General features: G+C 40.9%; 14 protein-coding genes and 1 pseudogene. 1 reads left to right on the top strand and 14 read right to left on the bottom strand.

The window, feature by feature from the left end; genetic code table 11:
• Positions 1–78: 78 nt before the first annotated feature.
• The 12 genes and pseudogenes from BBG47_RS20275 to BBG47_RS20335 form a co-directional block, all read right to left on the bottom strand.
• Complete coding sequence (locus BBG47_RS20275; protein ID WP_065293224.1) at positions 79–543, bottom strand: GNAT family N-acetyltransferase; 465 nt, start codon at positions 541–543, stop codon at positions 79–81.
• Between the two features lie 192 nt (positions 544–735).
• On the bottom strand, positions 736–1,059 hold the full coding sequence (locus BBG47_RS20280) for a DUF3024 domain-containing protein (RefSeq protein WP_065293225.1): 324 nt from the start codon (positions 1,057–1,059) through the stop codon (positions 736–738).
• Positions 1,060–1,450: 391 nt separating this feature from the next.
• The gene (locus BBG47_RS20285) at positions 1,451–1,834 is read right to left on the bottom strand and encodes a VOC family protein (RefSeq protein WP_065293226.1); all 384 of its coding nucleotides are present in this window, start codon (positions 1,832–1,834) and stop codon (positions 1,451–1,453) included.
• Positions 1,835–2,155: 321 nt separating this feature from the next.
• The gene (locus tag BBG47_RS20290) at positions 2,156–2,704 is read right to left on the bottom strand and encodes a GNAT family N-acetyltransferase (RefSeq protein ID WP_065293227.1); all 549 of its coding nucleotides are present in this window, start codon (positions 2,702–2,704) and stop codon (positions 2,156–2,158) included.
• Between the two features lie 160 nt (positions 2,705–2,864).
• A pseudogene (locus BBG47_RS31420) lies at positions 2,865–3,341 on the bottom strand (DUF6933 domain-containing protein); the annotation flags it as partial.
• A gap of 62 nt (positions 3,342–3,403) precedes the next feature.
• Complete coding sequence (locus BBG47_RS20300) at positions 3,404–4,030, bottom strand: hypothetical protein (RefSeq protein ID WP_251486598.1); 627 nt, start codon at positions 4,028–4,030, stop codon at positions 3,404–3,406.
• Between the two features lie 201 nt (positions 4,031–4,231).
• Positions 4,232–4,447 (bottom strand): bacteriocin immunity protein, encoded by a 216-nt coding sequence (locus BBG47_RS20305; protein ID WP_065293230.1) that lies wholly within the window; start codon positions 4,445–4,447, stop codon positions 4,232–4,234.
• 75 nt (positions 4,448–4,522) lie between these two features.
• On the bottom strand, positions 4,523–4,861 hold the full coding sequence (locus BBG47_RS20310) for a hypothetical protein (protein WP_065293231.1): 339 nt from the start codon (positions 4,859–4,861) through the stop codon (positions 4,523–4,525).
• 116 nt (positions 4,862–4,977) lie between these two features.
• The gene (locus BBG47_RS20315) at positions 4,978–5,499 is read right to left on the bottom strand and encodes a GNAT family N-acetyltransferase (protein WP_065293232.1); all 522 of its coding nucleotides are present in this window, start codon (positions 5,497–5,499) and stop codon (positions 4,978–4,980) included.
• Between the two features lie 168 nt (positions 5,500–5,667).
• Positions 5,668–6,090 carry a GNAT family N-acetyltransferase gene (locus BBG47_RS20320; protein WP_083189488.1) on the bottom strand — a complete coding sequence of 141 codons (423 nt, stop codon included), beginning with the start codon at positions 6,088–6,090 and terminating at the stop codon, positions 5,668–5,670.
• Between the two features lie 218 nt (positions 6,091–6,308).
• The gene (locus BBG47_RS20325) at positions 6,309–8,894 is read right to left on the bottom strand and encodes an alpha-L-rhamnosidase (protein ID WP_065293233.1); all 2,586 of its coding nucleotides are present in this window, start codon (positions 8,892–8,894) and stop codon (positions 6,309–6,311) included.
• Positions 8,895–9,204: 310 nt separating this feature from the next.
• Positions 9,205–10,215: an alpha/beta fold hydrolase gene (locus tag BBG47_RS20335; protein WP_065293255.1), complete on the bottom strand. Its 1,011-nt coding sequence runs from the start codon at positions 10,213–10,215 to the stop codon at positions 9,205–9,207.
• Between the two features lie 237 nt (positions 10,216–10,452).
• On the opposite strand from BBG47_RS20335, the gene BBG47_RS20340 reads away from it, so the two are divergent.
• Positions 10,453–10,722: a hypothetical protein gene (locus BBG47_RS20340; protein ID WP_021254928.1), complete on the top strand. Its 270-nt coding sequence runs from the start codon at positions 10,453–10,455 to the stop codon at positions 10,720–10,722.
• A gap of 156 nt (positions 10,723–10,878) precedes the next feature.
• Here BBG47_RS20340 and BBG47_RS20345 read toward each other — a convergent pair whose 3' ends face one another.
• A complete protein-coding gene (locus BBG47_RS20345) occupies positions 10,879–11,367 on the bottom strand; it encodes a DinB family protein (RefSeq protein WP_065293235.1) in 489 nt (162 codons plus the stop codon).
• A 413-nt stretch (positions 11,368–11,780) separates the two neighbouring features.
• Positions 11,781–12,803 (bottom strand): FUSC family protein, encoded by a 1,023-nt coding sequence (locus tag BBG47_RS20350; RefSeq protein ID WP_065293236.1) that lies wholly within the window; start codon positions 12,801–12,803, stop codon positions 11,781–11,783.
• Positions 12,804–12,882: the final 79 nt, after the last annotated feature.

Here is a 12,882-nt window from a genome sequence, read left to right on the forward strand (position 1 = left end):
TCTGTCCTTCTTCCATGTTTGATACCCGAAATTGAGTAGTCATCTCAAAAATCATTGTTAGCTCCCTCCCAAATACCATTAAAATAACTTTTTTACCATATGTACTTCATACTCATTTCTATCAAATTCTTTATACTCATTTTTCTTATAAAAAGAAATTGCATCGTGCCAGGAATTTGTCGTTTCTAACACAATTCTCTTGAATCCTTTAGCTTGTGCTCTTCTTTCAATCTCTTTTAACATTTTTTGAGCTATTCCATTTCTTCGATATTCTTTTTGTACTGACATTCTAACAATTCTTCCTGTATCAACCTCTTCACGAATTAATGCACCAGTGCTAATAACTTTTGCATTTATTCTGCCAACCAAAAAGTGATTTCCTCTACAAATATAATTAAGGACGATTTCATTGAGATCTTGATTTAATGAATCATCCAATGTTCCAAATCTCTCCTTTAGTCCAGCTAAAACAATATGTTTAGCATGTTCTTGAGTGTCTTTACTTACTTCTTCGATTACAAGAGTTTGATATTCTTCTTTCAATTGAAATCTCCATCCTTGAATTGCTTGAATTGAAATAAATTGAATTTCAGATAACGTTGTAGTATCTACGAACCCGAGAGGCTTAAGAGAGCTCATGCGACCGAGCAGTAGTTGGTGCAGGGTTGTCCTGAGTCTGCTTCTCCGAAAAATGCCTCGGGCAGACCTGTAATGTGAAGTCATTTCCATCTTCGATCAGACCCAAAAAACATCATTTCTATCTATCTCTATTAATTGTTTCTCAAAGTCTTTATTTGGTTTAATATCATCAATAAAATGCCATTTTTTCTTACTGTCTTGCCAATAGACCTTCCAATAAGATTCTTGTAGCCTTAATTGAGCAATTGGATATTCAAAACGTCTTCCCATGTATCCCGGTCTTTCTTGGCTTAGTGTTACTGTATCTCCCCTAAACTTATAATGAATTTCAAATTCATTCTTTAAATGTTCGGGGATTTTCTTTTCGATATAGTTTTCAAGTATTTTTTCAATTCTCTTTTTAGTAAAAGCATCCAGCATTTTGATCACTCCGTTATTTAATTATCAAGCTATTGTTTTCTCTTAGGGTTCTTGTTTCTATGAACTCGAGTGTCTTAAAAGAACTCATCGACTGGATCCAACGGCTCGGATGATAATCCCTTCTTAGTCATTCATGATGAAAACCCAACCTTGGCGTACATATGTCGCATCCTTTTTAGATAACGTTATAGTATTCACCATGTTCCTTCACCTTAAGCCGCAATGCGGTTAGGTAGTGGAGAGATAGCTGTCCACTGATTACGCTTCCTTGTTATTGCCAATTACATCACCGAATCCGCATCTAACTCCGGGTGAACCAAGGGTCGCATGGCCCAAAGTGTGAATATTGTGTTAGACGAACCCACTCTGACTCCGCTTTCAATTTCATTTGCTATTCATTTAATTGAATTGCTCCCCACATGTTCCCATTGAGATCTACGAATTTAAGAACCCATCCGAATCCTTCATCTTTATAAAAAGTAATTTCAGCTCCAATTTCTTTCAGATAATCATGGAACTGATGAATTTGCTTGGTGTTGTAGAGCAATACAGGCATCTCTTGTCCATTAAATATGAAGTTAGCACTTGTTATTTCATTGGTTTCCCACAACATTAACATTGGCCCTTCTTCCAATGTTAAAAAGGCATGATGATGCTCTTTAGATTTCCCTGTTAACTTGAATCCAAGGTGCGATACATACCACTCAATTGATTCATCCAAGTCTTTGACTGGAATTTGCATGTGTTCTAACTTTGTCAGAAAAGCATCGCTCATCCTCTTCACTCCTAAAATGTGGTTTTATCTAACGTTTTGTATTCACGAAACGCCCCAGCCCTAGAAAGCTTATATCTTAGGGTGGGGCGTTTATTGTCTGATCGACTTCCATGATTATACATCTGATAACCGAAGGGCGAGAGCCCTGCAACGTGAATACAGTGCTATATGATGTGTGTGATATTCTTTCAATAAACAACTTGACTTTTTTTAGTAGAGATATATTACAACTGATAGAAAAATGGGAATAATGATTGCTTTTACTCTACTCATTATAATTCATATTCCTGTATATCCTTTTTAAGTATCCTGAACGCTTTGTTACTTGGAACAATTAGATAGCTTTAAATATTCATGCTTCAAAATACTCATCATTATACGATCTACATATTGACCATTTTTATAGACTTCGTCTCTTAATATGCCATCCTTCTTGAAACCAGCCTTTTCATAACTCCGAATAGCACCAGGATTATCAGCATCTACCGTCAAATACATCTTATGAAGGTTTAAACGCTCGAACGCAAAACCCAGGACAACACCTGTCACTTCTGTAGCGTAACCTTGCCCCCATACCGTTTTGTCCCCAATCCAAATACCAAATTCAGCATGCTTGGACCAAGGATGGATGTTAAACAATTGGGTACTGCCAATCGCGATGCAGTCTTCTTTTATTATGGTAAAATAGACAGCTGATAGATCTGTTTGTGCGAACCTCCGTGTACGTTCTCTGACCACTTCAGGTGTTAGGGGCATACCACTCCCTGATGGTAACGTTCGGTTAACTACAGGATCAGACAGCCATGCATATCGTTGTTCCCAATCCTCTTCAACAACAGGCCTTAATGTTACTCGTTGTCCGTATAGCATATTTCCCCTCCGTGTACCTGGATTGGTACATATTTTAGCCCACAATTATCCGAAGTAAAGCCACGCCCACCTAAGATTCAACTGTAGTTATATTTCACCTTTTTTCACATCTGCGTACAAGCGTTCCTATACTGGAAATAAAAAAACAAATCCGACTCTATCATTCCCTCGAATATCGATTTTCGATCTCTTGTTTAAATACTTCTATTGGCTTGGAGTAATTAATCGGTTTATAAAAACTATCATTATTCCATTTATTTAGCTCAATATAATTTGCAAAATCGAAACTTATATTCTGCATTATTAACACTACGTCATTCATTGTGCTTATTACACTTCTGTTATTTGTGGTTGTAAATATAATATCCGCACAATCATTCATATATTGATTTATTCTTGCCTCATCAAGGTTTTCACTAATTAAATAGTCGGTTAATTCTTTCAAAAAGATATTTTTTAGGTTTTTATATTGAGTACTCCTTACTCCTACTATCGTCAAACTAAGTCTTGATAAATCATTCATAAAGATAAGGTGCTTTCTCCTATTTACTACAACTACATTCGCATGCCAGCTAAAAAAAGAATCAGAACTGTCTATTTTTGTTATTGTTCTTTCAATTTTCAAGTCTTGTAATAATTTTTTAGTCCCTCTTGATCACAAGCACAAAAATCACCTCTATTTTTGATTGATTTCAATGCCTATTTAACATATGGGTACCCAATCTCTTCAAGATCATCTACAATATCTGCTATCTCTAGATCTTTATTAAGTTGCTTAAGCACACTATTATCTATTGGTTCTAATTCAAACATCCTTCTAACTAGAGCTAATTCTAAATCAATTTCATAATACTGAGATGCCCAAGAATGATAATATTCGGCCCCACCTAACAAGATCTGTAATAAGCCACAATATTCTTCACTATAATCCTTACTACCCAACCACTGTTCTTTCTCATATTGAGTCCAAATAATAAATGTTGTTTCTTCAAATACAAACGCTGGCTCATTTAAGAAATCACGAAATGTGTCAGGAACCCCGTTAAATATTTTTTCTATATTATTTTCATTATTAATCTCATATTCTTTATCGAATCCTTTAATAATCAAACCGTTTTTATTGAACAATGCAAAGTAATGATCACCTCCTCCATCTCTCATTGACCCCATCTGTTCGTTAGTATCCCACTTCGAGTTGAAGGAATAATATCTATACTCCCACTCCGGCATTAGAATTGCGTCTAGCATTGCAGCTGCTTTGAAGATACTCCTGCACTGTTCTATTCGAGGAAGTCCTTCTATACAATAGTACTTCTGATCTTTCACATTAATCATCTGCCTTATGTTTACGATTTTTCATAACGTTCCATTTATAAGTCATTTCCATATATCTATCTTGCAGTTCTATACCCCCTCTTCTCTTATTGAGCTTTTGGTCTCTTTATCAATCAAATCTATTTCGAAACTTATGTTACTATAGCCATCAATTACTTCTAGTATCGAATTATTAACAAAATAAAATATACTTTACAAAATAATAGGTTTGTACCTCATTGCTTTATCGACTATCTCTTCTGGGCTATATTCGATATCACTCCAAAATATTAAATCTGAGACCTGTGGATCTGGCACATTACTTTCAAGTAAATTCATCATCTCATCTATTTCGTGCTCTGATCCTTCACATTCCATAATTTTCCTTACGAGATTAATCAATTCATCTCTACTTAATTTTTTGGTCATTCTTTACCTCTCAAATAAAAAGTTCTCTATTATGTTATCTGCAGTCTGTGTCATCCCCGAAATGCTCCAGAAACTTCATTTCATTCTCTTTATTAAATTCATTTTTTTTATTTCTTCTTTTTCCACTGGTTTTATGTTTTGAAAATAGTCCGTTCTTATTAAATTATTTATAGTGTTCAGTATTTCTTTTTCATTAACTGTCTGAACCAATATTATGTTTGGTTCGATCTGATAGTATCCATACTGTTTAATTTCTTCTTCAAAATCTTGAATCAATCGTATTTGATCATACACGTTTATATGAAATACATCATCTTGAAGCTCTATATATACATCACTTCTGTATCCTTTACTTTCAGCTTCCCAGATACTGCGTTCACTATCATCTAGATAATACAAATTATATGCTTCCATGAGTTTGTCCCTTTTGTTTTATTTGTCCTTTTACTTATTAACACAGATTTCACCAAGCGTCCTTATTCACGAACCCGAGGGGCTTAAGGGTGCGCATGTTTTTAAGTATAGTAAGGTTATAATTTCGCTATGACCTCGTCGATGTTATCCCATTCATAAATTAATTCATTCAGAACTTTTCCCCCAATTATTATCTGAGTTGAATCACATAATTTAGCACCATAATGTTCATAAAAATAGCGGGTCTTGTTATCTTCTAGAACATTAACAAAAATGTTTTGATATCCTAAAAATTTGAAATGTAGAAACAGTTGTCTGAGTAATTCTTTCCCTAAACCTCTTCCGTGATATTCCTTAAGTATGTATATAGATGTTAAGTTACCTGAATTAGGAACTGTATTTGTTTCTCTCTTACCACAAGCTGCAAATCCAATAATTTCTCCTTCTGGGTTCTCTACTAGAACTACAAAATCATCTTCTTTTTCAATGTTTTTGATCCATAAATCAGTTCTTTTTTTATATGATAATTTTGACAAGAAATCATCTGGGATAACACCTTTGTAAGTTGTTCTCCAACTATCCACATGAACTTTTGCAATTCCTTCTGCATCGTTTATCGTTGCTTTTCTTATTCGCATAATATAATCACCTCTTAGGATTAATTAATGCAGATATTACAAACACTTATCCATAACTATATATAATGAGTAGTAACATCTCTTCTGTTGAAATTTATTCACGATGATTTCTTATAACCTTTTGGCATCTATGCCTTCCTGATATACGTAATAATCTTTTTTACAAAATCAGATCTCAAAATATTGATATCTTATCTTAAGACCTTCTTCCATCTCTTCTTTTTCTTGAAATTCGACATTCATATATTCATAAATTTTTCTCCAAAATTGAATTGCGGGAATATTATTAGATAGTTGGCCTATTGCATACCTTCCAGGACATTGTTGAAATAAATCTTGAACAGCCTGTTTCCCTAAGCCTTTCCTACGATATTTCTTTAAAATGAAAAACGAATTAATCAAATAATCATATCGTTCTGGATTCGTATATGGAGAGCTTTGAAGTAAAATGAAACCGATAATATCATCCTCATGCTTAATAAAAAATGGAAATAAACCTTCCTTCTCAAAAAACCATTCAAAAGCATCAAATTCAAATAAACCACTCTCTTGATTAAATTCCTGTTCTTCGATAAAATTCCGATAAGTCATGAAGAAACAATGTCATCAGGTGTTTTAAAATAATTTTCTGATACAACTCAACTTTGACTACTGACATCTCAGATTCACCTCAATAATAGGACTTCAAGAATTTCCTTCTTCTAAGTATAACTTCGAAACCTCTTATTGGAAATATAATCCTCACAAAACAAAAGGGCACATCCACCTACTTATAATGGATGTACCCCCAATATACATAACTTCCTCGATCAAATCCGGTCATCTAGATGACGGTACTGCAACCGATGCGTCCCTGAACCGAGCGTCGTTTCATATTCTTCAACAGGCTCCCAGATCTGGTTGTCTATTCGCAGTGTCGCAGTCGTATTGGCTGGAATGCTCACTGTCAGTTCGACCATACCATCCTCCAGCTTCCACTCGATTGCAATCTCACCGTATGCTGTTTCCCGCTTCACTCGCAGCCAATCTAGCCCATAACCGAAGTTCGGCTGCAAATAGAAATGCTTATAAGCAGGCTGCTCCTCATCGATTTCCAAGCCGACGACATAGCGGTACACCCACTCGATAATAGAGCCGTAGGCGTAATGGTTGTAGGAGTTCATACTGTCATTCCATAGCGATCCATCCTCCTTAATGCCGTCCCAATGCTCCCATATGGTGGTTGCGCCTTTCTTGATCGGATAGAACCATGACGGATAATCCTCTTGAAATAAGAGCTTGCACGCAAGCTCGTGATGTCCCCATTGACTCAAGACGAGGTTCAAGTACGGTGTCCCTAGAAATCCGGTCGTCAAATGATCCTTCTCTTGCTTCAACAATTCTACCAAGCGCTTCACAGCGCGTTCCTTCACACGCTCACCAGCTAGATTGAACATCAATACCAGCACATTTGCGGTCTGCGTATCAGACGCCAGTCTGCCGTTCGGCGTGATGAACTCATCCTGCAGTGCTTGAAGAATATGCCCGTGCAAGCTGCTATAGTACTGCGCATCCTCCGCTTCGCCCAGTATGACTGCAATCCGCTGCAGCAAGGAGGTCGAATATGCATAATAAGCAGTCGCGATAAAGCTCTTATCCGTGCTGCCGTCATAGGTATCGGGCTTCGCATCCAGCGCGAGCCAATCTCCTAAGTGATAGCCGGTATCCCATACATACTCGTTGTCTCCTTGCTCGCGTATGTAGTCGATATACCTTTTCATACTATGATAGTTCTGCTTCAGTATGGACTTGTCCCCATAGTGCAAATAGTGCACCCATGGAATAATTACTACGGCATCCCCCCAGCCAGCCGAAGTATCCCAATCGAAATCCTCCCACTTGCTGAAAATATCCGGTATCGTAACCGGAACGGCGCCATTCTCATGCTGCTCCAGACGAACATCCTTAAACCACTTCGCGAAGAATAAATTGACATCCATTAGATGTGCCCCTGTACCGATGAAGACTTGAGCATCCCCCGTCCAGCCAAGCCGATCATCCCGCTGCGGGCAGTCTGTTGGCACATCGAAGAAGTTCCCCCGCTGCGACCATTCCACATTATGATGGAGCTGATTCAGCAGCGGATTCGATGTCTCGAACGCAGTGGCCACAGGCATATCCGAATGAAGCACCACTCCCTCGAAATCCTCAAGCTTCGGAGGCTGGAACAAGCCGCTGACCTTCACATAACGAAAGCCTTGATACGTAAAATGCGGCTCAAAGGTTTCCTCCTCTACCCCCTTGGCGATATAGACGATCTGCTGTTTCGCCTTGCGCAGATTACCTGTGTAGAATACTCCGTTGCTGTCCAATATCTCAGCATGCTGTAGTACAATGTGAGCGCCAGCATAAGCATGGCGAACTGTAAAACGAACCCAGCCCACCATATTCTGACCCATATCAATTAACCATTCATGGTTCGGCAGCTTCGTGATTGTAACAGGCTTCAGCCGTTTCGTGACGCGAATCGGCTCATTCACTTGGGCCGTTAATATGTATTTGGCATGGTCAATTACTTCTACACACGCAGAGGATCGATGAACCTGCTGTTCTAGTCGCGCATCATATACTTCCCCATCATAGATTTCCGACATCAATATCGGTGATTCCGCAACTGTCCAGCTCTCATCCGTTACAATGATTTCTTCAGTTCCATCCTCGTACCAAATATGAAGCTGTGCGATCAATGCCCGCCGTTCCCCATAATTGTTGCGGCCGCTGCGCACCGTGAGTCGCCCTTTGTACCAACCATTGCCGATCAGTACGTGCAATCTATTATTGTGCCCCAACTGCTGTGTCACATCATAGGTCTGATATTGCAAATGACGATCGTAGCTTGTCCAGCCTGGCGTGAAGTAGCTGTCTCCGATACGCTCCCCATTTAATGAAGCTTCATATACTCCTAGACTACTTATATAGAGACGTGCCTGCCGTATCGGCTTATGAACAGCAATATCTTTCTCAAATGACATTACCTGCGTCTGTTCCTGTGGAGACGCAATCCAGTCGGCAACCCAGCCTTCTTCAGCTTCCAATCCTGTCTCCCAATAAGCCAAATCAGACCAAGCTGATGATTCACCATATTGATCCCACACGCTTACCCGGTAATAGTAACGTGTCTCTGGCTCTAGCTGCAGTTCTTCTAATGGAATACACAGACACTGTTCAGACTCTACCCTCCCTGTATCCAGCAACATAAATTCGAAACTATCATCCAACGCGACCTGAATATGATAAGCAGCCTGCAGCACGTTTCTACGATCTGAATCTAACTGCCAGCTTATCGACACCATTCCTAATTCAATGCCAATGGGATTCTCTTTGTTCTCACACCGTACCTTCTTCACTATGAGCATAGTCGTCACCTGATTTCATGGAGTAATAGAAACATAGTACTGCTGCATATTTCCATAAATTATACCTTCAAGTCAATATATTTGGAATAACTATTAAAAGAAATCTATTATTATTGAAGAAATATGCTAGCAACCACCGTCCATCCTTTTCCCATTCCCTAACCTCCAACATGCAGCAAAAAAAGACGCGCCAATGCCCCAAGCACAGCTGCGCGTCTTCTCCAACATTTATTTGTATAAGCCATGATCCAGTCGAAGTCCATATCTCACTTCTATTTCCCATACTCGATCTCCAACTTATGCTCGCCGATCAATGCAGCTCATCCGCATAATGATCATCAACTTCACCTGCTTCCGCTGCAGTTAGAACATGCAGTGCATCAGCTGTACGCAAGTCTTCTTCCTCCATGTACCAGGGTGGTTCCACCGCATTTGCAGAGTTCGCCTCGCTTGCGGCTCCATCCCATTCAGATTGAGTACTCTCAGCCTCCTGCTTCGGCATTGATTTCACAGTCCGCTTCGCAAGAAGCTCCTCCTTCACTTCCGATGCCAGCTCTTGATTCCGCACCCACCGTGCAATAATTCCGTTCATCTCACGTGCTTGCTTCGTCGGAATTTGGTGCTTGGCCCCCTTCAGCCAATACAAATGATAATGCGGCAAATATCGCTGGAGCTTGACCGCATAACGATGGAAACCTTTGTCCTTCTCGCCATAAATCAGCAGCATAGGCGCCTGAATGCTCTTCAACTGCTCTGTGCAGCGATGCTTCAATGACGCTTGATAATACTGCTTCCAATTCGATACATCCCCACGCATCGCCGTACGTTTCAAGTTCCGGTATGTCGTCCGGCTGTCCGCATTTCCGAACGAAATAGCCCACGCAAGCAATGACTTGGCCCTCATCGCCGTCAGTGCGATCGCAAGCGCAATTCTTCCTCTTAGCCAATAATCGCTTGCTTCCGCCATCGTACTCACAAGAATGCCGCCCTTGAATCGATGCGGATGTGATAATAGCGCCTGAAGCGCTACGGCTCCGCCTGTCGAGTATCCACAAATATAGGCCTGCTTAATGCCAAGCTCGTCAAGCAGCTTCACCATATCTTGGACAATGAGCGGATACGTAATGGTTTCCTTGGAAGCATCACTCTCCCCATGGCCGCGAATATCGAAGGTGATGACTTGATGAGTAGACGATAATTGCGCCGCTTGATATCGAAAGTTGGCCGAGGTCAACAGTGGCGGATGAATAAACAATATGGGTGTACCTGTGCCATACGTATGGTAGTGCAGATGAATTCCATTAATAAGCCTCTTGGGCATCAGTCTCACCTCGTAACGAATATAGAGGTAAAGATACCCTTTCTTTGCTCGATCTATGCACATTTGCACGTATACCCGCTGTTCAAGAGCACGCACAAAGCGAGCCAACATGCACAAACGCACAATTAGTCTCCCACCCATATTTGTGCATTTTTCTCACGAGACAGTACAGGTGTACAGACTCAATTCCAAGTTCCCCAATATAATGTACCATCTTAACAGAAGGAGTTGTTATTCATGACATGTCCTCGTCCGTTCTGCCCGCCAGCAGAACCAATCGTATGTCCGCCAAGACCAGTAATTCGTGATTTCTTCCATCCTCAAATACTGCCTATCATTCATCCGATCGAAGTGATCAACCGTCATCATTGCTGCCCGATTCCTAAGCATGTATTCACGGTTGTCGAAAGAGAGGAAGTTGTAGGCCCTGTAGAAATCAGAAGCGTGAAAAATGGCAAGCGTACTGTTGGCACTCGCGGCGTTCGTCCAAAAACAAAGCGCAAATAACATTACAATCGTAATCACCTAACTACCTAACTACGCATCTTCCTATTTGACAGGTTTATTGTCAAAAGAGCCGGTACACGGCTCTTTTTTCTTTGATTCCTTTCTGACATGCATAATGACATTGCCCATCGGTACATGCTTTTATCGACGAAGTACTTAGATTGGATTCGGCTGGGATGCTTCAAGCGTCTTGATAAATGACCTAATCTGGCCGAAATGCATGGCTTCATGACTTAACAAGAAGAAGAACATTTGGCTAGCCTTCGTAAATTGAAGAAAAGGATTGACCAAGTCGAGATCCCAGTTTCCCACAATTCGCTCACAGATCATATGACGCTGTGCCTCCAAATGGGTGATGATCTCCGCCAGAGCAGGAGCATCCCCATTCCATTGCGTAGGACTTGTTCCATTGGCAAAATAGCCCACATAATGTTCAGGCAAGTGCTTTTCCTTAAAGACATTCTGGAAAATTCCTTGATCCCATGCCACAGCAAGGTGACCCGCATGCCAACGGATAGAGTTATTGCACCCTGCTGGGATCGTATCGACAATTTCCACGTCTACCTTATTCAAAACTTCGATTACCCATCCTCTCCAAGTTTGGAAACCATTTAGCACCTCATGCTCCAAATGAACTGCTTCCATAATACTTCACTCCAATCTGAATAAAAGAGTCAACCCTTCTCCTTACATATATCGCTCTTGCCATCAGTTCAATGCCCAAAATTATGAATTTACAATGAAATCCTTCCTAAGCTTTCCTAAAATCGATCGCGTGTTACTCCCTTGTGTCTCACATCAATATATCCAAGCTGTCCTGTGTGAAATTCATTCGCGCGGCACAAAAGCATGGGAGTACAGCGTTATTGAATCCTGCTGATGAAAAAAGAAAGAAGACAGCTGTCATCAGCCGTCTTCCCCCTTGGTACGATCATCGGTTATTTATTCTGCTACTCATGTGAACCTTGTGGTTGACCGACCGCCGTAATGCAGCGGAGCACAGCCGCTGGGAACTCGCGCGGTTCGAAAAGATTCAATATGCTGCACAGCATCTGCCGCTACGCATCTGAATCTTTCTCGACGTGGCCGACAAGGCGATCCAATCTTGCAATTTGGAAGCCGTATTCATACATGGCCGCGGCAACAATGGACAACCTTAGCATCTCACTGCCATCTTGGGAACATAGCTTCATCGTGATCTGCATGAACCGCTCATTATCTTCCTCCATCTTATCCAGTTCCAAGCTGTTCGGCTTTACCTTGTCTTCGAACTTCAACAGTACATGCTCATGACATTTAATCAGCATTTCCAAGTGTTGATCGAACAATTGATTCGTCTCCGGCTCACGAGCTGCTTGGAAGTAATGTTCATCGATAGCTTCCAGCACCTCAATTCCGCTGCGGAGCGTATGCAGCAGCTGCTTATATACTACCAACTCGCGTGAGCGGCTATACTTCGCTCGCTTCAGCTTCTTCGTCTCTTCTTCGAACAGCTTATACTTATCGGCGAGTACCTTCAGTGAATCCACCAGACTTTGCTTCTCTTCCTGGAACACGGATTCCTTCATTTCATCCGAGATGACGGTTCTCAGCAGCAGCGACATTCGACTGAAGCATGATTCAATCAACGTAATGAACTGTGCCTTCGGATTCGGCGGGAAGAACAAAATATTAATAAGACAAGCAGAACCAATACCGATCAATATCTGCGCGAAGCGAAGCAGGGCGAAATCCCATTGACCTGATGCTTCCATAACGGCAATGACGGTCACGAGCGTCAACCCTACTGTCTCTTCCATTTTCATTTTCAGACAAATCATAATGACCAGTACGCATACAATACCGACGGCAATCGGCTCATGCGAGAAATACATCCCTGCCAATAAGGCGATTGCAGCGCCCAATGTATTCGTCTGGAGCTGTTCAAGAAAATATCTCCATGAACGATAAATCGAAGGCTGCATCGCAAATATCGCGGCAACGGCGGCGATGACCGGGGTTTTGAACTGGAATATTTGACTAATGAACAACGCTAGCGTAACCGCAATCCCTGTCTTCAGCACTCTGGCTCCGAATGCCATCCCTCAATCCCTCCATTTCTGCTAGACGGCACTCACACTCCCTTATTGTATACACGAATCCATCCAGCTTCAAGACAAG

Source organism: Paenibacillus sp. KS1 (genome assembly GCF_001680695.1).
Taxonomy (GTDB): Bacteria; Bacillota; Bacilli; order Paenibacillales; family Paenibacillaceae; genus Paenibacillus_B; species Paenibacillus_B suaedae.

Excerpts from the sequence above, each read along its gene's own strand:
- BBG47_RS20340 (WP_021254928.1), top strand. The coding sequence starts at position 10,453 with ATGACATGTCCTCGTCCGTTCTGCCCGCCAGCAGAACCAATCGTATGT.
- BBG47_RS20315 (WP_065293232.1), bottom strand. The coding sequence starts at position 5,499 with ATGCGAATAAGAAAAGCAACGATAAACGATGCAGAAGGAATTGCAAAA.
- BBG47_RS20350 (WP_065293236.1), bottom strand. The coding sequence starts at position 12,803 with ATGGCATTCGGAGCCAGAGTGCTGAAGACAGGGATTGCGGTTACGCTA.
- BBG47_RS20325 (WP_065293233.1), bottom strand. The coding sequence starts at position 8,894 with ATGCTCATAGTGAAGAAGGTACGGTGTGAGAACAAAGAGAATCCCATT.
- BBG47_RS20335 (WP_065293255.1), bottom strand. The coding sequence starts at position 10,215 with ATGCCCAAGAGGCTTATTAATGGAATTCATCTGCACTACCATACGTAT.
- BBG47_RS20290 (WP_065293227.1), bottom strand. The coding sequence starts at position 2,704 with ATGCTATACGGACAACGAGTAACATTAAGGCCTGTTGTTGAAGAGGAT.
- BBG47_RS20285 (WP_065293226.1), bottom strand. The coding sequence starts at position 1,834 with ATGAGCGATGCTTTTCTGACAAAGTTAGAACACATGCAAATTCCAGTC.
- BBG47_RS20305 (WP_065293230.1), bottom strand. The coding sequence starts at position 4,447 with ATGACCAAAAAATTAAGTAGAGATGAATTGATTAATCTCGTAAGGAAA.
- BBG47_RS20280 (WP_065293225.1), bottom strand. The coding sequence starts at position 1,059 with ATGCTGGATGCTTTTACTAAAAAGAGAATTGAAAAAATACTTGAAAAC.
- BBG47_RS20320 (WP_083189488.1), bottom strand. The coding sequence starts at position 6,090 with ATGACTTATCGGAATTTTATCGAAGAACAGGAATTTAATCAAGAGAGT.
- BBG47_RS20345 (WP_065293235.1), bottom strand. The coding sequence starts at position 11,367 with ATGGAAGCAGTTCATTTGGAGCATGAGGTGCTAAATGGTTTCCAAACT.
- BBG47_RS20310 (WP_065293231.1), bottom strand. The coding sequence starts at position 4,861 with ATGGAAGCATATAATTTGTATTATCTAGATGATAGTGAACGCAGTATC.